The sequence below is a fragment of the Kocuria rosea genome, from assembly GCF_006094695.1.
GTDB classification, from domain to species: Bacteria; Actinomycetota; Actinomycetes; order Actinomycetales; family Micrococcaceae; genus Kocuria; species Kocuria rosea.
Genome location: NZ_CP035103.1, coordinates 3,418,780 through 3,443,244, shown reverse-complemented (window position 1 = coordinate 3,443,244; position 24,465 = coordinate 3,418,780). Strand labels below are relative to the sequence as shown.

Sequence of the window (24,465 nt, the reverse complement as noted above, 5' to 3'; positions counted from 1 at the left end):
TCGGCTCCTACCGGGACCATCAGATCTGGACACTTCACGGGAGCCCCGCCGGCAGCGGCCGGGCCCCGGAAAAACAGAGGATCGCCGGACCTTGCGCAGCAGAGCCGACGCCTGCGCGCTGAAGGAGGCACCTTCCATGTCATCGACCACACCTGACCGTCCGACCGACGCCCGCACGACCGCGGCCCGCACGATCCGCCGTGGGCGCCCGGCGCCCGCGCCCGGACCGGAGGACGAGCGGCTGCCGCTGGGGCGGACCACCGCCTACGGCTTCCAGCACGTCCTCACCATGTACGGCGCCATCGTCGCCGTCCCCCTCATCATCGGGCAGGCCGCCGGGCTCTCCGGCGAGGAGATCGCCCTCCTCATCAGCTCCTGCCTGCTCATGGGCGGGGTCGCCACCGTCCTGCAGAGCTTCGGGGCGCCCTTCCTCGGCTCCAGGCTGCCGCTCGTGCAGGGCGTGTCCTTCGCCGGGGTCGCCCCCATGCTCGCGATCCTGGCCGGTGGCAACGACCTGACCACCATCTTCGGGGCCGTGCTCGTCTCCTCGGTGGTGGGCTTCCTGCTCGCCGGCGCGTTCTCCCGCGTCCTCCGGCTGTTCCCGCCGGTGGTCACCGGAACGGTGATCACGGTCATCGGCATCTCCCTGCTGCCGGTCGCGATCTCCTGGGCCGCCGGCAGCGGGGAGGGCGGAGCGGCCGATCCCCGCAGCCTCGCGCTCGCCGGGATCACCCTGCTCATCGTGCTGGTGCTGTCCAAGGTGGGCGTCGGGATGATCTCGCGCCTGTCCATCCTGCTCTCCTTCGTGCTCGGCACCGTGATCGCCCACACGATGGGGATGGTGGACTTCTCCGGTGTGGGCCAGGGCGGTATCGTCACCTTCCCAACGCCCCTGGCCTTCGGCCCCCCGACCTTCGAGGTCGCCTCGATCATCTCGATGCTCATCGTGGTGCTCGTGACGATGACCGAGACCACGGCGGACATCCTCGCGGTGGGCGAGATCACGGGGGCCAAGGTCGACTCGAAGCGCGTGGCCAACGGCCTGCGGGCGGACATGCTCTCCTCCGCGGGGGCGCCGCTGCTGAACTCGTTCACCCAGACGGCCTTCGCCGCCAACGTCGGTCTCGTGGCGGTGACGGGCGTCCGCAGCCGCTTCGTGGTCACGGCCGCCGGCGTCATCATGGTGGGACTGGGGCTGTTCCCCGTCATCGGCGAGGTCGTCGCGGCCATTCCCACCCCGGTCCTCGGCGGCGCGTCGATCGTGCTCTTCGGCACGGTGGCCTCCTCCGGCGTGCGCACGCTGGGCAAGGTGAACTTCAACAACTCGATGAACCTCGTCATCGTGGCGGTCGCCTTCGCGTTCGGCCTCATCCCTGTGGCCGCGCCCCAGTTCTACGCCGGCTTCCCCTCCTGGACGCAGACCATCCTCGGCTCGGGGATCAGCGCCGCAGCACTCGTGGCCATCGCTCTCAACCTGCTGTTCAACGAGCTGGCCGCCGGCAACTCCCGGCACCAGTCCGTCATGGCGGCGGCGCCGGTGCGGGTCGTCCGGGCGGACACCCTGGCGCACCTGCGGGAGGGCGACCGGATCCAGGACGGTGCCGTGGTGGACAGCGACGGAGCCGAGGTGGCGGTCGTGGCGGAGCACCACTTCGACGACGTCCGGAGGATGATCGACGACGGGGAGATCACGCACACGGGACAGATCCGGACGGTCCTCGCCGCCAAGGACGCGACGGCCTGAGCACCCGGGCTCGCACCCCACGTGCGAGGCCTCTACCAGGGGCGTTCCCCGCCTCCGCCCGGCGCACCGCCGGGCGGAAGCGGGGAACGCCCCTGCGACGGTGTCCGGGCCGGTCCGCTCAGCTCGCTGCCACCGGGCCGCGGCGCCCCGTCCCGGCCCGGCCCGCGAGCATCGGGCCCGGCGGGGCCGGGAGCTTCAGGCGTTCACCAGGCGGCGGGCCGCCGCGGAGTGCTCGGCGGTGAGCGCCTCCACGTCCAGACCGGTGATCGCACCGTCCTCCACGAGCCAGCGCCCGCCCACCATGACCCGGTCCGCGCGCTCCGCGCCGCACAGCAGCAGCGCGGAGAGCGGGTCGTGGGCGCCGGAGAAGCGCAGCCCGTCCAGCCGGAACATCGCGAGGTCCGCCTGGGCGCCCGGGCGCAGCACACCGAGGTCCGGGCGGCCGAGCAGGCGCGCGGAGCCGCGCGTCGCCCAGCCGAGGGCCCGCTCCGGGGTCACGGCCTCCGCCCCGTAGCGCAGCCGCTGCACGTACAGGGCCTGCCGGACCTCCTGCACCAGATTGGAGGCGTCGTTGGAGGCGGACCCGTCCACCCCGAGTCCCACGGGGGCTCCCGCCTCCTCGAGCTCCACGGCCCGGCAGATCCCGGAGGCCAGGCGCATGTTGGACGTGGGGCAGTGGGCCACGCCCACCCCGGCCGCGCCCAGGCGGGCCACCTCGGCGTCGTCGAAGTGGATGCCGTGGGCCAGCCACGTCCGGTCGGTGAGCCAGCCCGTGGACTCGAGGTAGTCGACCGTCCGCAGCCCGAAGCGCTCCCGGCAGAAGTCCTCCTCGTCGATGGTCTCGGCGAGGTGGGTGTGCAGCCGCACGTCCAGCTCGCCGGCCAGGACGGCGGTGTCCCGCATGATCTCCCGCGTCACCGAGAACGGTGAGCACGGGGCCAGGGCGATCTGGGTCCGGGCGCCGTCGCCGCGCTCGTGGTAGGTCCCCACCAGGCGTGCGCTGTCGGCGAGGATCGTCTCCGCCTCCTGCACCGTCTGCTGCGGGGGCAGCCCGCCGTCGCGCTCGCCCAGGCTCATGGATCCCCGGGAGAGGACGGCCCGCATGCCGAGGCTCCGGGCGGCCTCGACCTGCACGTCGATCGAGTGCTCCATGCCGCCGGGGAACAGGTAGTGGTGGTCGGCCGCCGTGGTGCAGCCCGAGAGCAGCAGCTCCGCCATCGCCACCGTGGTCGCGAGCTGCAGGTCGCGGGGGCGCAGACGGGCCCACACGGGGTAGAGGTCCCGCAGCCACGGGAACAGGGGGACGCTGACCACGGGCGCCCAGGCACGCGTGAGCGTCTGGTAGAAGTGGTGGTGCGTGTTGATCAGCCCGGGCACCACCACGTGCTCCCGGGCGTCGAGGACCCCGCACGGAACGGTCGGGGCTCCGCCGGCCGGGACCAGCTCCACCACGGTGCCGGAGGCGGTGTCCACCACGACACCGCCGGCCGTGTCCGCGGAGGTGTCCTCGCCGGTGTACAGGGCCAGGGGCTCGCGCAGCCACAGCAGGTGGGAGCCGGAATTCGAGGTGTGGGGACGCACAGGGTTCTCCGATCGGTCGCAGGTCTCGTCACCGGCGCCGTGCGCCTCGTGTGTTCCGAGGGCGGCACGCGGCGCCGCCAGCTCAGTGAGGTCCTGTCTGCTGATCCAGGAGACCGCTCCCGCGGTCCCGGTGACCGTAGCACCGGCGGATGTTCGCCTTCAACCGTCCGGGCCCCGACGACGACGGGCCCGGACGGCGTCCGGTCAGCTCTCCCCGCGCCGGATCAGTCGGCCCGACGGAGTCCGGAAGTCCACGGAGCTGCCCCGCAGATAGGTTCTGCGCACCTTTCCGGACAGCGCCTTGCCCTGGTACGGGGTGATGGGGTTCTTGTGATGCAGCTTCCCGGCGTCCACGACGAAGGCGTCGTCGGGCGCGAAGACCACCAGGTCGGCGTCGTAGCCGATGGAGACCTTGCCCTTGGCGCGCAGGCCGGCCCGCTGGGCCGGCTTCGTCGACATCCACTCCACCACGCGGCCCAGGTCCACTCCGCGGCGCCGGGCTTCCGTCCAGATCAGGGACAGCCCCAGCTGCAGCGAGGAGACCCCACCCCAGGCCACCCCGAAGTCGCCGTTGTCGAGGTCCTTGAGGTCCAGGGTCGAGGGGGAGTGGTCGGAGACGATGAAGTCGATGGTCCCGTCGATCAGGCCCTGCCACAGCAGCTCCCGGTTGCCGACCTCCCGCACGGGCGGGCAGCACTTGAAGGCGGTGGCGCCGTTGGGCACCTCCTCGGCGAGCAGGGTGAGGTAGTGCGGGCAGGTCTCCACCGTGATGTCCAGGCCGTCCCGCTTCGCGGTGGCGAGCATGGGCAGAGCGTCCGAGGAGGACAGGTGCAGGATGTGGGAGCGGGCGCCGGTCCAGCGGGTGCGCTCGATGACCTCGGCGATGGCCAGGTTCTCGGCGCCGCGCGGGCGGGACTTCAGGAAGTTCTCGTACACGTCCCCCTCGGGCCGCGGGGCACGGTCGATGGCCCGGGAGTCCTCTGCGTGCACGATCATCAGCGAGTCGAACGTCTTGATCTCGGCGAGGTCCTCCTCCATCTCGTCGGCCTCCAGATGGGGGAACTCGTCCACGCCGGAGTGCAGCAGGAAGCACTTGAAGCCGAAGACGCCGTCGTCGTGCAGCTCGCGCAGGTCGGGCTTGTTGCCGGGGATCGCCCCGCCCCAGAAGCCGACGTCCACGAAGACGTTGTTCTGGGCGAAGAGGCGCTTGTACTCGAGGGCCGGCACGTTGACGGTTGCCGGGACCGAGTTGAGCGGCATGTCCAGGACCGTGGTGACGCCCCCGGCGGCGGCCGCGCGGGTGGCGGAGGCGAACCCCTCCCACTCGGTGCGGCCGGGCTCGTTGATGTGCACGTGGGTGTCCACCAGGCCGGGCAGCAGGTGCTCGTCCTCGGCCAGCTCCACGACCTCGCGGCCGACCAGGCCGGCGCCGAGGGGTTCGATGGCCACGATCCTGCCGTTGCGCACGCCGACCTCGCGGGGAGCGAAGTGGTCCCCGCAGGAGACGTTCTGCCCCCGCACCACGAGGTCGAACTCGCGGTGGCCGTGCGCATCGGTGCCGGCGTCACCCGACGCCGGGCGGGAGGCCTCCGCGGCATCGGCAGGCATCCCGTGCTCCCGCTTGTAGTCGGCGATCAGCCGGCGCACGCGCTCGGGGTCGTTGACGTCGTGGCTCACGTCCAGCTTGTGCGCCTGCTCGGCCTCGAAGGCGCTCCGGGCGGCGGCCGGCTTGGTGGCCGCGCGGGCGGAGTCCTCCCGGGCGATCGCCGCAGGGTCCGCACTCACCTGCTGCGCACGCCCTGCGGCGTCAGAAGCGTCGTCCGCGCGCTGTCCGGGCTCCGCGGACGGTTGACCCGGATCCGGTCGGTGCCCCTGCTCGTCGCTCTGCTTCCCGCCCCGGTCGGTGGTCCCCGGCCGCTGCGGCGTCTTCTTCTCCGTCATTCGGAGCTCCTCCTCGTCTTCGGCGTCCGCGCGGGCCGCCGGATCGATCAGTTGGGTCGGGTCCCCGTGAGCAAAGCGGGGAGCTCGAGGGCGAGCCGGGCGCCCACCTGCTCGAGCAGCCTGCCGGCCTCGCGCATGCTGACCCGCGGGTCCGGCTCGAGCTCGGTGAGGGCATAGGTGCGCACGAAACCGGCGGCCCTGCGGGTCTCCTCGTCGAGGGTGGTGCGGCCGCACACGGCCACCACCGGGACGCCGGCGGCGTGCGCGGTGGTGGCGACCCCCATGGGGGTCTTCCCGCCGAGCGACTGCTCGTCGAGGCTGCCCTCCCCGGTGACGACCAGGTCGGTGCCCGCCATCCGGTCGGCGAGCCCCACGAACTCCAGGACCACGTCGATGCCGGGGCGGCGCTGGGCCCCGAGCACGGCGAGGGCCGCGTAGCCCACGCCGCCGGCGGCTCCGGCGCCGGGGGCCCCGGCCGCCGTCAGGGCGGCCGGGCCCAGGGCGTCCGCCAGCCGGTCCCGGAAGACCGTCAGCGCGGCATCGAGGGATGCGACGAGATCCGGGTCGGCGCCCTTCTGCGGGCCGAACACGGCCGCCGCACCGTTGCTCCCCGTGAGGGGGTTGTCGACGTCCGCGGCCAGGACGAACTGTGCGTCCCGCACCCGGGGATCCAGCCCGGTGAGGTCCACCCGGGCCAGCCGGGCGAGCTCGGCGCCTCCGCGGCCCAGCTCGGCGCCCTCGTCGTCCAGCAGGCGAGCGCCGAGGCCCTGGAGCAGCCCCGCACCGCCGTCGGTGCAGGCGCTGCCGCCCACCCCCAGGACGATCCGGGTGGCTCCGGCATCGAGGGCGGCGCGGACCAGTTCGCCGGTGCCGCGGCTGGTGGCGCCCCCGGCGTCGAGCACGGGTGCGCCGTCCTCGTCCACGGGGAGCGCGGCCAGTCCCGAGGCCAGGGCCATCTCCACCACCGCGGTCCGGTCGAGCAGGGCGAACCCTGCCGCGACGGGGTTCCCGGCGGGACCGGTCACGGTGGTGGAGCAGGCGACGAACCCGGCACCGACGGCGGCGTCGAGGGTGCCCTCGCCGCCGTCGGCCACCGGGACGGCCACGACCGTGGCGGACGGCTCCACGGACCGGATGCCCGCCGCGAGGTGCTCCACCACGTCGGTGGCTTCCAGCGAACCCTTGAACTTGTCCGGGGCGACGACGATGCGCACGGGGCGTGCCTCCTGTTCTGTGCGGACGGGGATCAGTCGAGCAGGGCGATCGCCGTCGGGGCGTCCACGCCGCTGACGGCGAGCTCCTCGAACTCGACCACGTTGTCGATCTCGGTCCCCATGGAGATGTTGGTGACCTTCTCCAGTATGACCTCCACCACCACGGGGACCTGGTGCTTCTCCAGGAGGACCCGCGCCTGGCCGAAGGCCTCCTGCAGCTTCTCGGGATCGGTCACGCGCAGGGCCTTGCAGCCCAGGCCCTCGACGACCTTGAGGTGGTCCACGCCGTAGCCCTGGGTCTCCGGGGAGTTGATGTTCTCGAACGCCAGGGAGACGTTCTGCTCCATCTTGAACCCGCGCTGGGACTGGCGGATGAGGCCCAGGTACGAGTTGTTCACCACCACGTGGAGATAGGGCAGGTTGAACTGCGCCCCGACGGCCAGCTCCTCGATCATGAACTGGAAGTCGTAGTCCCCGGAGAGCGCTACGACGGTGGCCTCGGGCTTGCCCCGGACGACGCCGAGGGCGGCGGGCCCGGTCCAGCCCAGCGGGCCGGCCTGGCCGGCGTTGATCCACTGGCGGGGGCCGTGCACGTGCAGGAACTGGCCGCCGGCGATCTGGGAGAGCCCGATCGTGGAGACGTAGGTGACGTCCGTGCCGAAGGCGGTGTTCATCTCCTCGTAGACGCGCTGCGGCTTGACCGGGACCTGCGTGAAGTGCGTCTTGCGCTGCATCGAGCCCTTGCGCTGGGCGCAGTCCTTGACCCACACGGACCAGTCCGGCACGGAGAACCGCTCCTTCCGCTCCCGGGCGACCTCGATGAGGATCTCCAGGGCCGCGCCGGCGTCGGAGACGATGCCGAGGTCGGGGGAGAAGACGCGTCCGATCTGGGTGGGCTCGATGTCGATGTGCACGAACGTGCGACCCCGGGTGTAGGTGTCCAGGCCGCCGGTGTGGCGGTTGGCCCACCGGTTGCCGATGCCGAGCACGAAGTCGGACTCGAGGAACGTCGCGTTGCCGTAGCGGTGGGAGGTCTGCAGGCCCACCATGCCCGCCATCAGCGGGTGGTCGTCCGGGATGGCGCCCCAGCCCATGAGGGTCGGGATCACGGGCACGTCCAGCAGCTCGGCGAGCTCGACCAGCTGCGCCGAGGCATCGGCGTTGATGATGCCGCCGCCGGCCACGATGAGCGGACGCTGCGCGGAGGAGAGCATGTCCAGGACCTTCTCGGCCTGCGCGCGGGTCGCCGCGGGGCGGTGGACGGCCAGGGGCTCGTAGACGTCGATGTCGAACTCGATCTCGGCGAGCTGGACGTCCAGGGGGAGATCCAGCAGCACCGGACCGGGCCGGCCCGAGCGCATGAGGTAGAAGGCCTTCTGGAACGCCCCCGGCACCTGGCCGGGCTCCAGCACCGTCATGGCCATCTTGGTGACCGGCGCGGCGATCGAAGAGATGTCCACGGCCTGGAAGTCCTCCTTGTGCAGCTTGGCCACGGGGGCCTGGCCGGTGATGCACAGGATCGGGACGGAGTCCGCCCACGCGGCGTAGAGGCCGGTGATCATGTCGGTGCCCGCAGGCCCGGACGTCCCCACGCAGATCCCGATGTTGCCGGGGGCGGCCCGGGTGTAGCCGTCGGCCATGTGCGAGGCGCCCTCGACGTGCCGGGCGAGGGTGTGCCGGATGCCGCCGTGGGCGCGCATCGCCGAGTAGAACGGGTTGATGGCGGCGCCGGGCAGGCCGAAGGCCTCGGTGGCGCCCTCCTTCTCGAGGATGGCGACGACGGCGTCGACCGTGCGCATTCTGGCCATGATGAACTCCTTGGAAGCAGGACCCGGGATCGGGTCGGGAAGCGGTGGGGTGGGGAAGGTCAGCGGCCCGAGCGGCCGGAGAGCTCCTCGACGAGCTTGAAGAGACCCGAGTGGTCGAGTCCGCCGTCGCCCTTGTTGACGGTGGCGGCCACGAGCTGGGCGACGATCGCGCCGAGCGGCACGGCCACGCCGGCCTCCCGGGCGGCGGAGGTCACGATGCCCATGTCCTTGTGGTGCAGCTGGAGCCGGAAGCCCGGGTCGAAGTTGCGGTCCAGCATCTTCTGGCCCTTCTGGTCCAGGACCTTGGAACCGGCCAGGCCGCCCCCGAGGACCTTCAGCGCGGCGTCCGTGTCCACGCCGTAGGCCTCGAGGAAGACGACGGCCTCCGCGAGCAGCTGGATGTTGCCGGCCACGATCAGCTGGTTGGCCGCCTTGACGGTCTGCCCGGAGCCGGCGGGGCCCACGTGCACGATCGTCTTCCCGACGGCCTCGAGCACCGGGCGGGCGGCCTCGAAGTCCGCGGCCTCGCCGCCGACCATGATAGAGAGCACGGCGTCGATGGCGCCCTGCTCCCCGCCGGAGACCGGGGCGTCCAGCGGGCGCAGCCCGTGCTCGACGGCCTCCCGGGACAGGCGCGCGGCCACGTCCGGGCGGATGGAGCTCGCGTCGATCCAGACGGTGCCCTGCGCGGCGTGGGCGAAGACGCCGTCCTCGCCGGTCACGACGCCCTCGACGTCCGGGGAGTCCGGGACCATCGTGATCACGACGTCGGCGTTCGCGACGGACTCGGCCACGCTGGACGCGCCCTTGCCGCCGGCCTCGACGAGCTGGTCGATCTTGTCCTGCGAACGGTTGAAGCCGACGACGTCGTAGCCGGCCGTGACGAGGTTCTTGGCCATGGGCAGGCCCATGATGCCGAGTCCGATGACGGTGACGTTGGTCATGGTGGGATTCCTCACTGTGGGAGCCCGTGCGGTGCGTACGACGGGCCGTGGTGGCAGGTGCGGGGGAGGAGCGGCGTCAGGCGCCGGCGCGGGCCGCGGACCACGCGGCGGTCCAGGCGAAGGGGTCCTGCTGCGACGCCTTGTACTCGAGGCCCACGTAGCCCGAGTAGCCGAGCTCCCGGCTGCGCTCGATCCACTGCTGGAGCGGGAGCTCGCCGGTGCCGGGCTCGTTGCGCCCTGGGGCGTCGGCGATCTGGATGTGGCCGAAGTCAGCGGCGTGCTTCTCGATGACCGTGGAGACGTCGTCACCGTTGACCGACAGGTGGTAGAAGTCGGCGAGCAGCCTGATGTTGTCGGCGCCGGCGGCCCGGACCTCCGCGATGACGTCGAGGGCGTCCTGGGCGGTCTTCAGGGGATAGGCCTCGGTGCCGGAGACCGGCTCCAGCAGCACGGTCCCGCCGATGCGCGCCACGCCCTCGGCGGCGGCCACGAGATTGCGCACCGCCAGCTCGTCCTGGGCCTCCGGCGTGTGCTCGGGCCGGCGGTTGCCGTAGAGCGCGTTGAAGGCTCGGCAACCGGTGCGCTCGCCGATGGCGGCGACCACGGCGATGTTCTCCTTGAACTCCCCGCAGCGGCCCTTCCAGGACACGAGGCCCCGGTCTCCGCCCGGCATGTCGCCTGCGTTGAAGTTCAGCCCGCTCAGCTGCACCCCCGCGTCCCGGATCGCGTCCACGAAGGCGTCGACGTCGCGGTCCGCGGGCACGGACTCCGCGAAGGGCCACCAGAACTCGACCGCGTCGAAGCCGGCGGCCTTGGCGGCCGCGGGGCGCTCGAGCAGGGGCAGGTCGGTGAGAAGGATGGAGCAGTTCACGGTGTAGGACATCTGGATCCTCCTGGTTCGGACGGGGCCGCCACGTATTTCGGGATGTGGAAGTCAATTTCTGTCTTGTGAAACAGCGTACGATCCCCGGTGACGCAGGTCAATCCCTGATTGGAAGAATTATTTCAGGATGTGGAAACTGTGGGGTGTGGTCCGATGGCATGGAAGGACCCCGTGCCGCCGCGGTGGCAGGGCGGTACGGGGTCCGGTCGGTGGGGACGGGATCGCCGTCCGGTCAGCGCAGCTTCATCTGCCGGTTGACGTCCTTGTAGAGGAGGTACCGGAACCGGCCGGGGCCGCCCGCGTAGCAGGCCTGGGGGCAGAACGCCCGCAGCCACATGAAGTCGCCGGCCTCGACCTCGACCCAGTCCTGGTTGAGCCGGTAGACGGCCTTGCCCTCGAGGACGTAGAGCCCGTGCTCCATGACGTGGGTCTCGGCGAAGGGGATCACCGCCCCCGGCTCGAAGGTCACGATCGTCACGTGCATGTCGTACCGGACGTCGTCCGGGTCCACGAAGCGCGTGGTCGCCCACTTGCCGTCGGTCCCCGGCATGGCCGTGGGCTCGACCTCCTGCTCGTTGGTGACGAACGGCTCCGGCACCTCGATGCCCTGCACGTACTCGTAGGCCTTGCGGATCCAGTGCAGGCGGGCGGGCTCGCCGCCGCGGTTGCGCACGGTCCACTCGCACTCCGGCGGGAGGAAGGCGTAGCCGCCGGGGACGAGCTCGTGCTCCTCCCCGTCGACGGTCAGGACGAGCGCCCCCTCCATGAGGAAGAGCACGCCCTCCACGCCGGCCTCCGTCTCGGGCCGGTCGCTGCCGCCGCCGGGGCCGACCTCCACGATGTACTGCGAGAAGGTCTCCGCGAAGCCGGACAGGGGCCGGGCGAGCACCCAGACCCGGGTGTCCTCCCAGAACGGGAGCCGGCTGGTCACGATGTCCCGCATGGTCCCGCGCGGGATCACCGCGTAGGCCTCCGTGAACATCGCCCGGTCCGTGAGCAGCTGGGTCTGGTCGGGGTGGCCGCCGTGCGGCGCGTGGTAGGTGGTCTCGGTCATCTCAAGTCGCCTCCGGTGGTCGATGCGGCCGGTGCCGCCGCCTTGGGGTGGGCCAGGGAGAAGAGCTCGTGCTCGCCGATGCCGGCGCTCTCCTCGAGCTCCTCCCCGGAGATCGCGCCGCACAGCACGCCGCGGTGGACGAAGCGGGCCAGGGCGCGGGCGGTGGCCGGTTCGTCCATGATCTCCGACTCGATGCCGTGCACGTAGTTCTTCAGCCGCAGCGCCGCCGCGGGGAAGCCCTCGCGGTAGAAGAAGTACGTGGCCAGGTAGCGGGTGGGCAGCTGGTGCGCGTGCAGGTCCCATCCCTGGTAGTAGCCCCGCTCCAGGGAGCGGCGCACCAGACGGGCGTGCAGCCGCCAGGCGGCCAGCTTCTGCCGGTCGCTCCCGGTGGGCAGGATGTTCGTGGAGCCGTCGGACAGCCGCACCCCGGTGCCGGCCACGGCGACCTGCATGACGGCCTTGGCGTGGTCGGCGGCCGGGTGCTCCATGGACTGGTACTGGGCGGCGATCTGCAGGGAGTCGGAATAGTCGTAGGTCCCGTAGTGCAGGGCCTCGACCCGTCCGTCCGTCCGGTGGAGCATCACCGGGATGGGGCAGGTGCCGTCGGTCCCCAGGATCATCGGGGCCGTCTCCATCTGCACCTCGAACCGCAGCCGCCCGGCCGGCAGTCCGAGGCCCGCCTCGAGCTGTTCGCAGGCCTCGACCATGACGTCGACCTGCTCCGTGGTGCTCACCTTGGGCAGGGTGAGGACGAGGCCGCGGGGGAGGCCGTCCTCGCTGTGCCCGGCCTCCCGCAGCCCGCCCTCGCGCACCAGGGTGGTGACGAACAGGTCGAGCGTGCGCAGGCCGCGGTCCCGGGTGGCGGCCTCGAAGCACTTGAAGCGGATCCCGATGTACGGCGGCGCGGTGCCCTCCCGGACGGCCAGGGCCACGGTGCGCGCCGCGCGCACGGCCCACTCGTCCTCCTCCTGGTCCCCGCGGTCGCCGAAACCGTCCTCGAAGTCCAGACGGACGTCCTCGATGGGCTCGGTGGCGAGCTTGTGCTCGACCGCTCGCGCCACCCGGTCGACCAGACCAGGGTCGGCACCCTCGGGGGCCACCTCCTCCGCGAGGGAGGCCGCACCGAGCCCGGCCACGGACTGGGCGGCGCGCTCTCCCCACTGCCGGGCGGTCTCCGGGGTGAAGCTGTCGGCGGGGAGGTAGACGGTGTGCACGGGCTGGCGTGTACCCGGGTCTCCCGGGTAGGACCGCTGGAGCAGCGCGTCGGTGCCGGCCAGCCGCTCCGCAGCGCGCTGCCGGAAGGCCGTGCCCAGCGTCCCGGTGTCCAGGTCGCCGGCGCTCACTTCGTGGCCACCCGGTCGCGGTCGGACTGCTCGAGCAGCTCGTAGGCGGGCAGGGTGAGGAAGTCGACGTAGTCCTCGCCCAGCACCAGATCGGCGATCAGGGCGGCCGCCGGCTCGAAGTGCGCCTCGTAGGACTGCGGGTCGACCTCCTCGCGCAGGACCTCCTTCTGCCGCTGGAGCTCCTCGGCCACGAGCTCGCGGGTCGCGGTGTTCCCGGTGTCCTCGTAGACCACGCCGTTGCGGATCTGCTGCCAGATCTGCGAGCGGGAGATCTCGGCGGTCGCGGCGTCCTCCATGAGGTTGTGGATGGCCACGGCCCCGTTGCCGGAGAGCCACACGGCGGTGTAGCGGATCGCCACGTAGAGGTTGGCCGCGAGCTCCTTCTGGGTGCTCACCCGCCCGGCGCTGGCGACGTCGAGCAGCTGCTCGGCGCTCACCCGCACGTCCTCGCGCAGCCGGTCCACCTGGTTGGGCCTCTCGCCGAGGACCCCGTCGAAGACCTCGCGGCAGGTGGGCACCAGGTCCGGGTGGGCCACCCAGGAGCCGTCGAAGCCGTCGTCGGCCTCGCGGGTCTTGTCCGCGCGCACCTTGGCGAACGCGGCCTCGGTGGCCTCCTGGTCCCGGCGGTTGGGGATGACCGCGGCCATGCCGCCCATCGCGAAGGCCCCGCGGCGGTGACAGGTCCGCACGAGCAGCTCGGTGTAGGCCCGCATCAGCGGGGCCGTCATGGTGATGGTGGAGCGGTCCGCCAGGACGAACTTCTCGCCGGCGTCCCGGAAGTACTTGATGATGCTGAACAGGTAGTCCCAGCGTCCCGCGTTGAGCCCCGAGGCGTGCTCGCGCAGCTCCCAGAGGATCTCGTCCATCTGGAACGCCGCGGGGATCGTCTCGATGAGCACGGTCGCCCGGACGGTGCCGTGCTCGATGCCCAGGTGCTCCTCGGCGAACGTGAACACGTCGTTCCACAGCCGGGCCTCGAGGTGGGACTCCAGCTTCGGCAGGTAGTAGTACGGTCCGTGCCCGTTGGCCAGCAGGAGCTTCGCGGTGTGGAAGAAGTGCAGGCCGAAGTCCACGAGCGCGCCGGAGGCCGGCTGCCCGTCCACCGTGACGTTGTGCTCCGGCAGGTGCCAGCCGCGGGGCCGGGTGACGACCACGGCGAGCGGGGCGTCCTGGCGCAGGGCGTACTGCTTGCCCTCCGGGGACGTGAAGCTCAGGGTGCCCCGGGCGGCGTCGCGCAGGTTGAGGACGCCGTCCACCTGGTTGTGCCAGGTGGGGCTCGAGGCGTCCTCGAGATCGGCGAGCCACACCTTGGCCCCGGAGTTCAGCGCGTTGATCGCCATCTTGGCCGGCGAGGCGGGCCCGGTCATCTCGACCCGGCGGTCCTGCAGGGCCGGCGGCGCCGGGGCGACCGTCCAGTCCCCCTCACGGATCTCCCGGGTCTCCGGGAGGAAGTCCAGGGTGCCGGTCTCGGCGGCCCGGCGGCGGTTCTGCTCCCGGGCGCCGAGCAGCTCGGCGCGGCGGTCGGCGAAGTGGTGGTGCAGGGCCTCCACGAAGGAGAGGGCCTCGGCGGTGAGGATCTCGCTCGCGCGGTCCAGGCCGGCGGGGGTGGTGAACTCGATGGCCATGGTGGTCTCCGTTCGGTGCTGGGTTCGGTGGGCGTCGCCGCCCGTGGTGCCGGGCGGCGACGCCCGGTGGTGCGGACTCGGTGCCGCGCTGCTAGCGGGCGGCCACCGGTGCGAGCTGACGGGTGTCCTGCTGGGCCGCCTGCTGCACGGCCTCGGCCACGGCCGGTGCCACGTGCTGGTCGAAGACACTGGGGACGATGTAGCTCGCGTTGAGCTCGTCCTCGGCCACGCAGTCGGCGATGGCCTGCGCGCCGGCGACCAGCATGTCGGTGGTGATGTCGGATGCCCCGGCGTCGAGCAGGCCGCGGAACAGGCCCGGGAAGGCCAGGACGTTGTTGATCTGGTTCGGGAAGTCCGAGCGGCCGGTCGCGACCACCGCGGCGTGCTCCGCGGCGACGCCGGGATCGATCTCGGGGTCGGGGTTGGCCATGGCGAAGACGATCGCGCGGTCGTTCATGGCGGCCACGTCGGCCCCGTCGAGCAGGTCGGGGGCGGAGACGCCGATGAAGACGTCGCTGCCCACCACGGCCTCCTTGAGCGAGCCGGAGAACCCGGTCTCGTTGGTGTTCTCGGCGATCCACTGCCGGTGCGGGTCGTCGTAGCTCTCCCCGCGGTGGATCGCGCCCTTGCGGGAGCAGGCGATGATGTCCTGCACTCCCTGGGCCTTGAGGAGCTGGATGATGGCGTGCCCTGCGGCGCCCACCCCGGAGACCACGACCTTGATGTCGCCGATCTGCTTGTCCACCACACGCAGGGCGTTGAACAGCGCGGCCAGGGCCACGATCGCGGTGCCGTGCTGGTCGTCGTGGAAGACCGGGATGTCGAGCTCCTCGCGGAGCCGGGCCTCGATCTCGAAGCAGCGCGGGGCCGCGATGTCCTCGAGGTTGATCCCGCCGTAGACGGGTGCCATGGCCTTGACGATGCGCACGATCTCGTCGGTGTCCGTCGTGTCGAGGCAGACCGGCCACGCGTCCACGCCGGCGAACGCCTTGAACAGGGCGGCCTTGCCCTCCATGACCGGCAGGGCGGCGGCGGGGCCGATGTCGCCCAGGCCGAGCACCGCGGTGCCGTCGGTGACCACGGCCACCGTGTTGCGCTTGATCGTCAGCCGCCGGGCGTCCTCGGGGTTGTCGTGGATGGCCATGCAGACCCGGGCCACGCCGGGGGTGTAGGCGCGGGAGAGGTCGTCACGGTTGCGCAGCGAGACACGGGGGGTGACCTCGATCTTGCCGCCGAGGTGGATCAGGAACGTGCGGTCGCTGATCTTGCGCACCTGGACGCCGTCGAGCGCCTCGAGGGAGTCGCGCACCTCGTCGCGGTGGGAGGCGTCGGAGACGTTGCAGCTGACGTCGACGACGACGTGGTCTGCGTGGGACTCCACGATGTCGAGGGCGGTCACGGCCGCGCCGGCCCGAGCGGCGGCGGCGGCGAGCTCGCTGGTGACGGTGAGGCCTGCCGGGGCCTCCACACGCAGGATCATCGAGTATCCGGGACTGGGCGTGGCCATGGTTCCTCCAAGGGCTGTGGTGCGACCATTTCAGTCGCATCGTGGAATGAAACTTTCGTATTATGGATATTATGGGAGCCAGCCGAGGTTGGCAAGGATCTTTCGTGACACCTGTCACGGATCCGGCCGCCGAGATCTCGCCCGGCGCACGAGGCGGCCGGGCTGTACCGACGGGAGATGGCCATGACCACGACGACCACACGAGCCGGTTCGGGCGGGGTGCAATCGGTGGAACGCGTTTTCGAGCTCCTCGAGGTGATCACCGCGGCCGGTGGGGAGATGTCGCTCAGCGAGCTCTCCGCCGCCGTGAAGCTTCCGCTGCCCACCATCCACCGGCTGCTGCGCACGCTGGTGCCCTCCGGCTACGTCCGTCAGCTCCCCAACCGCAACTACGCGCTGGGGCCGCGGCTGATCCTGCTGGGGGAGGCCGCCGGGCGGCAGTTCGGTTCGGCGGCCCGTTCGCGTCTGGACGAGCTGGTGGCCGAGCTCGGCGAGTCGGCGAACATGGCCGTGCTCGACGGCCAGGAGGTCGTCTACATCGCCCAGGCCCAGTCCAACCGGTCCATGCGCATGTTCACGGAGGTGGGCCGCCGGGCCGACACCCACGACACCGGTGTGGGCAAGGCCATGCTCGCCACCCTGCCGGACGAACGGGTCCGTGCCATCGTGGGCGCGGCGGGCATGGCCACGCCCACGCCCAAGAGCATCGGGACCCTCGAGGAGCTCTTCGCGGACCTCGACCGGATCCGGGAGCGCGGTTACGCGATCGACGACGAGGAGACCGAGCTCGGCGTGCGCTGCTACGCGATGGCCGTGCCCGGGGCGCCGACCCCCACGGCGATCTCCGTCTCCGGACCGGTGTCCCGGGTGGACGAGGAGTTCGGCCGCCGGGCCGTGCCCGTGCTGCGCCGAGCGGCCGAGGCGATCGCCGCCGAGCTGATGCCCGTCACGGCCTGACTCCCGGGCGCGACGACGACGCCCGCCGGCCCCCGAGGGGCCGGCGGGCTTCGCTGTCGGAGGCGGGTGCGGGATCAGGCGTCGCCGCCCGCGTTGCCGGTGGTGCCGGCGGTGACGTCGTCCAGGCGGTAGCGCTCGAACGCCCGGGCCGGGGCCCCGGCGTCCACCTCCCCGCGGTCGGCAAGCATCTGCAGCGCCCGCACCACGATGGAGTGCACGTCGATCCCGAACCAGCGCCGAGCCGCGGCGCGGGTGTCCGAGAAGCCGAAGTCGTCGGCACCCAGGGTGGCGAAGTCGTTCGGCAGGTACTGCCGGATCCGGTCCGGCAGCTCCGAGACGAAGTCCGTGGAGGCGATGACGGGCCCTTCCGCCCCTGCGAGCTGCTGGGTCACGAAGGGCACCCGGCGCGGTGCTGCCGGGTTGCGGAACGCCTCCTGCTCGGCGGCCAGGCCGTCGCGGCGCAGCTCGTTCCAGGAGGTCACCGACCACACGTCGGCGGAGACCCCCCACTCCTCGGCCAGCACCTGCTGGGCCTGCAGGGCCCACGGCACCGACACGCCCGAGCCGAGCAGCTGCACCTTCGGGCCGGGGTGCGCGGAGCCGGCGACCCGGTGGATGCCGCGCACGATGCCCTCGACGTCGACGTCCTCCGGCTCGGCCGGCTGCTGGTAGGGCTCGTTGTAGACCGTCAGGTAGTACATGACGTTCGGGTCCGCCGAGTCCGGGCCGTACATCTGCTCGAGGCCGTGCCGGACGATGTGGGCGATCTCGTAGCCGTAGGCCGGGTCGTAGCTGCGCACGGCCGGGTTCGTGCCGGCGAGCACGGGGGAGTGGCCGTCGGCGTGCTGGAGGCCCTCGCCGGTGAGCGTGGTGCGCCCGGCGGTGGCCCCGATGATGAACCCGCGGGTCATCTGGTCGGCGGCGGCCCAGAAGGAGTCGCCGGTGCGCTGGAAGCCGAACATCGAGTAGAAGATGTAGAACGGCACCATGGGCTCGGCGTGGGTGGCGTAGGAGGTGCCGGCGGCGGTGAAGGCCGCGACGGCGCCGGCCTCGTTGATCCCCGGGTGGAGCAGGACGCCCTGTGGGGACTCCTTGTAGGCGAGCATCAGCTCGCGGTCCACGGAGAGGTAGTTCTGCCCGTTGGGGTTGTAGATCTTCGCCGTGGGGAAGAACGAGTCCATGCCGAAGGTGCGGGCCTCGTCGGGGACGATGGGCACGATCCGGTGGCCGAAGTCCTTGCTCCGCATGAGATCCCGCAGGACGCGCACGAAGGCCATGGTGGTGGCCGCCATCTGCTTGCCCGATCCCTTCTTGCCGGACCGGTAGGCGTCGTCGCCGGGCAGCACCACGGGGGCGTGCTGGGCCCGGCGCACGGGCAGGCCTCCGCCCAGCTCCATGCGCCGCTCGAGAAGGTACCGGATCTCCGGGGCGTCGGGACCGGGGTGGTAGTACGGGGCGCCGTAGAGGTCGTCGTCGATCTGCTCGTCGGTGATCGGGATGCGCAGGTGGTCGCGGAAGGCCTTGAGGTCCTCCAGGGTCAGCTTCTTCATCTGGTGGGTCGCGTTGCGCGCCTCGAAGGAGGCGCCCAGGCCGTAGCCCTTCACCGTCATCGCGAGCACCACCGTGGGCTTGCCCCGGAACTCGGCGGCCGCCCGGTAGGCGGCGTAGACCTTGCGGTAGTCGTGGCCGCCGCGCTTGAGGGCCCAGATCTCGTCGTCGGTCATGTCCGCGACGAGCTCCTTGGTGGTGGTGGACCGGCCGAAGAAGTGGTCGCGGACGAACCCGCCGGACTCCGCCTTGAAGGTCTGGTAGTCCCCGTCGAGGGTCTCGTTCATGACCCGGACCAGCTCGCCGTCCGTGTCGGCCGCCAGCAGGGGGTCCCACTCCCGTCCCCACAGCACCTTGACCACGTTCCAGCCGGCGCCGCGGAAGAAGGCCTCGAGCTCCTGGACGATCTTGCCGTTGCCGCGCACCGGCCCGTCCAGGCGCTGCAGGTTGCAGTTGATCACGAAGTTGAGGTTGTCCAGCTTCTCGTTGGCGGCCAGCTGGAGGAGCCCGCGCGACTCCGGCTCGTCCATCTCGCCGTCGCCGAGGAACGCCCAGACCTGCTGGTCGGAGGTGTCCTTGATCCCGCGGTGGTGCAGGTAGCGGTTGAACTGCGCCTGGTAGATCGCGTTCATCGGGCCGATGCCCATGGACACGGTCGGGAACTGCCAGAAGTCCGGCATGGACCGGGGGTGCGGATAGGACGGGATGCCGTTGCTGCCCTTGGACTTCTCCTGCCGGAACCCGTCCAGCTGCTCCTCGGTGAGCCGCCCCTCCAGGAACGCCCGGGCGTACATGCCCGGGGAGGCGTGGCCCTGGAAGAAGACCTGGTCCCCGCCGCCGGGATGGTCGGGGCCGCGGAAGAAGTGGTTGAAGCCGACCTCGTAGAGGGTGGCCGCGCCGGCGTAGGTGGAGATGTGCCCGCCCACGCCGATCTCGGGGCGCTGGGCCCGGTGCACCATCACGGCGGCGTTCCAGCGCAGCCAGCGGCGGTAGGTGCGCTCGATCTCCTCGTCGCCGGGGAACTCCGGCTCCTGGTCCACGGGGATCGTGTTCACGTAGTCCGTGGTGACCGTCGGCGCGGCCGGGCCAGCGGACCCGGGTCGTGGTGCCGATGACTGCAGGAGGTACTGCGTCCGCTCCCGCACCTGCTTCTCGACGAGGTCCTCGAAGGAACCCAGCCACTGCGCGGCTGCGGCCGATGTGCTGTCCGGGGCCTCGGGGGTCGGCCGGTTGCGGTGTTCAACCATGTGCTCAGGGGTCACGTCAACTCTTTCTCAGGGGTCATGGGTGGAGAAAGCCAGGGGTGGAGGAGAGGCGCGTCCGACCGGCCTCCTGCGGCGCCGGGATCCCCGGCGCCGCAGAAGACCGGTGGAGGTTCGTCGGCGGGTCAGTGTGCGGACGAGCCGCCGGAGCCGTCCTGGGGCTTGCAGACCCTGGTGTCGATGATCTCGCCGGCGGCGGTGATGACGGGCACCTCGTTGCCGTCGCAGTCCACGAGCTTGCCGTTCCTGACCGTGTCGCCCTCCTGGAGGTGGCCCTGCAGGTGCTCGATGCTCTCGTAGCGCACCGCGCGCACCGGGGCGTTGGCGAAGACGGAGCCGGTGCCCCGCGGTGGGTTGCCGGCGCGGAACTCGTTGAACAGGATGTTGAGCAGGATCGCCATCACGGCCGCCGAGCTGATGCCGGAGTGGAAGATCGTCTCGAACCAGGCCGGGAAGTTCGCGTAGATCTCGGGCACGGCGATGGGCAGCATGCCGAACCCGAGGGAGGTGGCCACGATGATCAGGTTGGCGCCGTTGCCGAAGTCCACCTTCGCCAGGGTGCGGATGCCGGAGGCGGCCACGCTGCCGAAGAGCACGATGCCGGCCCCGCCCAGCACGGGCGGCGGGACCGCCGCGACGACCCGCCCGAGCACGGGCAGCAGGCCGAGGGTCACGAGGATGAGGCCGCCGGCCGTGACCACGAAGCGGCTCTTGACGCCGGTGATGGCCACGAGCCCCACGTTCTGGGCGAAGGCGCTCTGGGTGAAGCCGTTGAAGAGGGGGGCCAGGGCGGAGGAGGCCATGTCCGCGCGCAGGCCGTCGGCGATGCGCTTCTTGTCGACCTTCGTGTCGACGATCTCGCCGACCGCGATGATGTCGGCGGTGGTCTCGGTGAGGGTCACGAGGATGACGATGAACATGGAGAGGATGGCCGCCACCTCGAACACGGGGGGACCGAAGGCCAGTGGCTGCGGGACGGCGAAGATGTCGCCGCTGAGCACCTGGCTGAAGTCCGCCATGCCCAGCGCCGCGGCCGCGGCCGTGCCGAGCACCAGGCCGATGAGGATGGAGAGCCGGGAGATGGCGGCGCTGCCGAGCTTGGAGAGCAGCATGATGATCAGCAGGGTCAGGCCGGCCAGGGCGATGTTGCCGACCGAGCCGTACTCGGGGGACTGCGCGTTGCCGCCCATGGCCCAGCGGGCCGCCACCGGGAACAGCGTGAGGCCGATGGATGTGATCACCACGCCGGTGACGACCGGCGGGAAGAAGCGGATGATGCTCACGAAGAACGGGGTGATGAGGAAGCCGACGACCGAGGCGACGATGACGGCGCCGAAGACGGCCTGGATGCCGCCGCCGCTCTGGACGATCGCGGTCATGGTGGCCACGCCGGCGAAGGAGGTGCCCTGCACGAGCGGCAGCTGCGAGCCGAAGAACTTGAAGCCCCAGGACTGCAGGACCGTGGCGAGCCCGCCCACGAACAGCGAGGCCGCGATGAGCAGACCCTGCTCCTGCGGGGTCATGCCGGCGACCCCGCCGATGATGAGCGGCGGCGCGATGATGCCGCCGTACATGGTGAGCACGTGCTGCAGCCCGTAGCCGAGGCTGGCGCCCGCGCCGAGGTACTCGTCCTCGGGGCGGGCGCGGGTGGTGGTGGGCGGCTCGGCGGTGCGTGACCTGGCCATGGTGTTCTCCTAAGGATCCTGGTGACGGGAGAGACCCGGTGCCGGCGTCGGAGCGGGACCGGGGCGGAGCGAGGAGGTGGAGAGGTGCGCGATGCGCGGTGGGCGCCGCGGGGCGCCGGGCGAGCCGGCAGCGTGGGCGCCGCCCGCAGGAGGGTGCGGGGCCCGCCGTCGTCGCGCACGGACGACGACGGACCCCGGCCGGTGCCGCCGTGGGCGGCACCGGGGAGTGCGGTGCTCAGCAGAAGCCGGCGATGCCCATCCAGGCGGACTCGTTCTCCGCGGCCCCCTTGCGCTGGATCGTGGCCTCGATGAGTCCGTAGGGGCGGTCGGCCGCCCAGTGGGTCTCCTTGTCGTTCTCGAGGCCGCAGAAGCCGAGGTCGTACACGAAGTGGTGCTTGTTCGGGCACGAGAACTTGATCTCGTCGATCTCCGGGTGGGCCTCGATGACAGCCTTGCCCATCAGGTAGAGGGTCTCCTGCAGGGCCTTGGAGTAGTGGTCGGTGAACTTGGTCAGGATGATCTTCTTGACGTTCTCGTAGACGGCGTCGTAGTCCACGTCGGTGGTGTTGTAGCGCCACCGGGTGGCCACGTCCGTGGACATGATCCGGTCCTCGGTCTCGGGCAGGACCGTGTACTTGTCCTTCGGGTAGCCCGTGAAGCCGGACTGCGTGGACTTCAGGACCGTGAGGTCCTTGAACCCGGAGATCACCGTGCGCTCCTCGCCGTCGGCGACGACCACCGCGGTGCGCACCTCGTCCTTGTGCTGCACGAAGCAGTGGTCGTGGTCGTTGATGCGGTTCCACGCGTACTCCTGGGCCGCCCAGCGACCACCGGTGATCCACTCGAACTCGCCGGTGAAGTGGTCGGCGAGCTTGAGCAGGAACTGCTCGGGGGACTCGATCCCGTACTGCTGGGCGAAGGCGAACACGGTCTGCTTCTGCGTGTCCGTGGGCACGCAGTGGGCGTTGTCGCCGAGGGTGTGCACCTCCTCCAGGTCGCCGCGCAGCTGCGAGGTGACCACGAGGTCGCGGATCTCGTGGCGGTCGGTGTCGCGGTTGATGCGCACCACGTGGTTCTCGGCCTTGCCGTACTGGTTCTTGCCCAGGACGACGGTGTCCGTGGTCTTCTCGGTGATGACGTCGGTCATGACGTTTCTCCTTGCACTCGAGGTTTCTGCTGATCGGGGCGGTCGAAGACGGGCTGACCCGTCGACTCCTGGGTCAACTGCCCCGGTAGGTGGAAAAGGCGAACGGGCTCAGCAGGAGCGGCACGTGGTAGTGCCTCTCCTCGGCCTGCACCGTGAAGTTCACCGTCACGAACGGGTAGAACGTCGGCTGGTTCCGGCCGGCGAAGTACTGTCCCGTGGCGAAGGTGATCCGGTAGTCGCCGGATTCCAGGGTCTCTGGGCCCAGTTCGGGCACGCGTCCGTCGGCGTTGGTCTCGGCGGTCGCGATGGAGGTGCCGTCGGCGGCCTCGAGGGCCACGGCGATCCCCTGGGCGGGGGTGCCGGTGACGGAGTCGAGGACGTGGGCGGTGACGTAGCTCATGGGGTGACGAGTCCTTCGAGTCGGAGGAGGGCGATCTGGCGCAGCTGGTCGGCGACCACGGCCTGCTCCGTCCCGGGGTCGTTGTCCATGCGGGTGGAGAGCTGGTCGAGGATCTCCTCGGGTGTGCGCCCGGCGGCGCGGATGAGGAACACCTGGCCGAACCGCTCCTCGTAGGCGAGGTTGCCCTCGCGCAGGCGCTGCTGGACGTCGGTGTCCGTGGGGTCGACCGCGGACTGCTCCGCTCGCGACAGCCCGGCCTCCGCGTGGTCGCCCTCGGCCCGTTCGCCGATGCGAGGGTGGTGGGACAGGGCTCTCTCGATCTCCTCGGCGCCGAACGGTTTCGCGGCCGTCCGGGCCGTGCTGAGCAGGGCATCATGGTGGGCGTAGGGCCGGGCGTCGACCACGGCCTCCACCCAGCGCGGGATGTCGAGCGCCGGACGGACGACCTCGGCCGCCTGGGTCCTGTTGAGGGAGTTGAACGCGGTGAGCTTCATGGAGTGTGCCTGTCACCTCTCTGTATTCCGTAATGTGGAAGAAAACTTTCACTACGTATAGTGAACTGGCTCACAAGCTGGAAGTCAATGGTCGCATCCTTGTGTTACTGATTTTTTGCAGAGAGATGCCGGGAGTGAAACTTCGGTTTCACCGCGGGGCAGGAGGATTGCGGCCATGCCGAGGGAGTGCGGAAGGAACGTCATGGATGGAGCAGGGGATCGGCACGGCGGTCCGGGTGCGGAGGACAAGGTGCTCGTGGTGACGGGAGCCGGTTCGGGGATCGGCCGCGCGGTGGCGCGCGCCTTCCTGGCGGCCGGGTGGGTGGTGGTGCTGGCCGGCCGGCGGCGTGCCGCCCTGGTGGAGACCGCCGCCGGGGCGCCGGGCGCCCGGATCGTCCCGGTGGATGTGGCCGACGCCGAGAGCGTGGCCTCGGCCTTCCGGGAGATCGAGGAGCTGACCGGGCGGATCGACGTCCTGTTCAACAACGCGGGCACGTTCGGGCCCCGCGGCGGGGCGGACGAGATCGATCCCGCGGAGTGGCAGCGCACCCTGGAGGTCAACCTCACCGGCACGTTCCTGTGCTCGGCACAGGCCGTCCGGATCATGAAGCGGCAGCAGCCCCGGGGTGGGCGGATCATCAACAACGGCTCGATCTCCGCGCACGCGCCCCGGCCCCTGTCCGCGGCCTACACCGCGAGCAAGCACGCCGTCACCGGCCTCACCCGGTCCCTGGACCTGGACGGGCGCCCCTACGGCATCACCTGCGGGCAGATCGACATCGGCAACGCGGCCACGGAGCTGCTGGCGGGCCTGGGCACGGACGGCGGCGCCCTGCAGGCCGACGGCACGCTGCGACCGGAACCGAGCTTCCCCGTCGAGGAGGTGGGGCGGGCGGTGCTGATGATGGCCGAGCTGCCCGCCTCCGCCACGGTGAACTCGCTCGTGCTGACCGCCTCGGGGATGCCGTTCGCCGGCCGCGGCTGACGGATCGGTGCCGCACTCCGCGCCGGGGACCTCCGCGACACTGTCTCCGGGGGCACCCGTTCTCGCGACCCCTCTTGACGAGCGCCCCAGGAGGTACTAATTTCATATTGTGGAAACTTAATTCCATAGTACGAATCCTGGAGGAACCCGTGAACCACACCGCGCCGTCGCCCGCACCCGCGATCTTCTTCGACTACACCGCCATCGACTGCGACCCGGACCTCAGCCGCCCGCTGCACCGGCACCGGCGGACCGCACCGCTGTGGGCGCTCGCGGTGTCCTCGGCCTGCGTGGGCGCGATGGTGGGCCGCGCGGCCGCTCGACGCCTCCCGTAACCACGTCC

The 24,465-nt window shown here is 71.2% G+C and carries 19 protein-coding genes; 4 read left to right on the top strand and 15 right to left on the bottom strand.

The features are described 5' to 3' along the window. Positions 1-136 precede the first annotated feature (136 nt). Positions 137-1,744, top strand: a complete 1,608-nt coding sequence (locus tag EQG70_RS15725) for a nucleobase:cation symporter-2 family protein (protein ID WP_109243103.1) — start codon at positions 137-139, stop codon at positions 1,742-1,744. A 195-nt stretch (positions 1,745-1,939) separates the two neighbouring features. On the opposite strand, the gene EQG70_RS15720 is transcribed toward EQG70_RS15725, so the two are convergent. From EQG70_RS15720 to EQG70_RS15675, 10 genes are all read right to left on the bottom strand, one after another. After that, the gene (locus EQG70_RS15720; protein WP_109268310.1) at positions 1,940-3,325 is read right to left on the bottom strand and encodes an 8-oxoguanine deaminase; all 1,386 of its coding nucleotides are present in this window, start codon (positions 3,323-3,325) and stop codon (positions 1,940-1,942) included. A 204-nt stretch (positions 3,326-3,529) separates the two neighbouring features. Continuing rightward, positions 3,530-4,849, bottom strand: coding sequence for an allantoinase AllB (allB, locus tag EQG70_RS15715; RefSeq protein ID WP_109268457.1), 1,320 nt, complete (start codon positions 4,847-4,849; stop codon positions 3,530-3,532). A gap of 464 nt (positions 4,850-5,313) precedes the next feature. Next, positions 5,314-6,480 carry a glycerate kinase gene (locus EQG70_RS15710; protein ID WP_109268309.1) on the bottom strand — a complete coding sequence of 389 codons (1,167 nt, stop codon included), beginning with the start codon at positions 6,478-6,480 and terminating at the stop codon, positions 5,314-5,316. A 32-nt stretch (positions 6,481-6,512) separates the two neighbouring features. After that, positions 6,513-8,288 (bottom strand): glyoxylate carboligase, encoded by a 1,776-nt coding sequence (gcl, locus tag EQG70_RS15705; RefSeq protein ID WP_031283718.1) that lies wholly within the window; start codon positions 8,286-8,288, stop codon positions 6,513-6,515. 59 nt (positions 8,289-8,347) lie between these two features. Further along, entirely contained in the window at positions 8,348-9,232 is an 885-nt protein-coding gene (locus EQG70_RS15700) for a 2-hydroxy-3-oxopropionate reductase (RefSeq protein ID WP_017834767.1), read from the bottom strand. A gap of 76 nt (positions 9,233-9,308) precedes the next feature. After that, positions 9,309-10,115, bottom strand: coding sequence for a hydroxypyruvate isomerase family protein (locus tag EQG70_RS15695; RefSeq protein WP_109268308.1), 807 nt, complete (start codon positions 10,113-10,115; stop codon positions 9,309-9,311). 232 nt (positions 10,116-10,347) lie between these two features. After that, positions 10,348-11,169 carry a bifunctional allantoicase/(S)-ureidoglycine aminohydrolase gene (locus EQG70_RS15690; protein ID WP_017834769.1) on the bottom strand — a complete coding sequence of 274 codons (822 nt, stop codon included), beginning with the start codon at positions 11,167-11,169 and terminating at the stop codon, positions 10,348-10,350. Beyond that, positions 11,166-12,512, bottom strand: coding sequence for a DUF6986 family protein (locus EQG70_RS15685; protein ID WP_109268307.1), 1,347 nt, complete (start codon positions 12,510-12,512; stop codon positions 11,166-11,168). Before EQG70_RS15685 ends, EQG70_RS15690 begins: the two co-directional genes overlap by 4 nt. Continuing rightward, positions 12,509-14,137: a malate synthase A gene (gene aceB / locus EQG70_RS15680; RefSeq protein WP_017834771.1), complete on the bottom strand. Its 1,629-nt coding sequence runs from the start codon at positions 14,135-14,137 to the stop codon at positions 12,509-12,511. Before aceB ends, EQG70_RS15685 begins: the two co-directional genes overlap by 4 nt. Positions 14,138-14,228: 91 nt before the next feature. Then, complete coding sequence (locus EQG70_RS15675; RefSeq protein ID WP_109268306.1) at positions 14,229-15,644, bottom strand: NAD-dependent malic enzyme; 1,416 nt, start codon at positions 15,642-15,644, stop codon at positions 14,229-14,231. Positions 15,645-15,827: 183 nt separating this feature from the next. Between EQG70_RS15675 and EQG70_RS15670 the strand changes: the two genes are divergently transcribed. After that, positions 15,828-16,601: an IclR family transcriptional regulator gene (locus EQG70_RS15670; protein WP_109268305.1), complete on the top strand. Its 774-nt coding sequence runs from the start codon at positions 15,828-15,830 to the stop codon at positions 16,599-16,601. Between the two features lie 74 nt (positions 16,602-16,675). Here the strand turns inward: EQG70_RS15670 and aceE are convergent, their stop codons facing one another. The 5 genes from aceE to uraD all read right to left on the bottom strand — a co-directional run bounded on the left by aceE (position 16,676) and on the right by uraD (position 23,137). Continuing rightward, positions 16,676-19,396, bottom strand: a complete 2,721-nt coding sequence (gene aceE / locus EQG70_RS15665) for a pyruvate dehydrogenase (acetyl-transferring), homodimeric type (protein WP_109268304.1) — start codon at positions 19,394-19,396, stop codon at positions 16,676-16,678. Between the two features lie 140 nt (positions 19,397-19,536). After that, positions 19,537-21,096, bottom strand: a complete 1,560-nt coding sequence (locus EQG70_RS15660) for a nucleobase:cation symporter-2 family protein (RefSeq protein WP_109243096.1) — start codon at positions 21,094-21,096, stop codon at positions 19,537-19,539. Between the two features lie 235 nt (positions 21,097-21,331). Next, entirely contained in the window at positions 21,332-22,243 is a 912-nt protein-coding gene (pucL, locus tag EQG70_RS15650) for a factor-independent urate hydroxylase (protein ID WP_017834775.1), read from the bottom strand. A gap of 73 nt (positions 22,244-22,316) precedes the next feature. Further along, positions 22,317-22,643: a hydroxyisourate hydrolase gene (uraH, locus tag EQG70_RS15645; protein ID WP_017834776.1), complete on the bottom strand. Its 327-nt coding sequence runs from the start codon at positions 22,641-22,643 to the stop codon at positions 22,317-22,319. Beyond that, positions 22,640-23,137: a 2-oxo-4-hydroxy-4-carboxy-5-ureidoimidazoline decarboxylase gene (gene uraD / locus EQG70_RS15640; protein ID WP_017834777.1), complete on the bottom strand. Its 498-nt coding sequence runs from the start codon at positions 23,135-23,137 to the stop codon at positions 22,640-22,642. The genes uraH and uraD overlap by 4 nt, the downstream gene beginning before the upstream one ends. A gap of 202 nt (positions 23,138-23,339) precedes the next feature. Here uraD and EQG70_RS15635 point away from each other — a divergent pair, with 202 nt between their 5' ends. Together EQG70_RS15635 and EQG70_RS15630 are read left to right on the top strand one after the other, a co-directional pair. Then, positions 23,340-24,122: an SDR family oxidoreductase gene (locus EQG70_RS15635; RefSeq protein ID WP_043739609.1), complete on the top strand. Its 783-nt coding sequence runs from the start codon at positions 23,340-23,342 to the stop codon at positions 24,120-24,122. 149 nt (positions 24,123-24,271) lie between these two features. Further along, positions 24,272-24,457: a hypothetical protein gene (locus EQG70_RS15630; protein ID WP_095651226.1), complete on the top strand. Its 186-nt coding sequence runs from the start codon at positions 24,272-24,274 to the stop codon at positions 24,455-24,457. Positions 24,458-24,465: the final 8 nt, after the last annotated feature.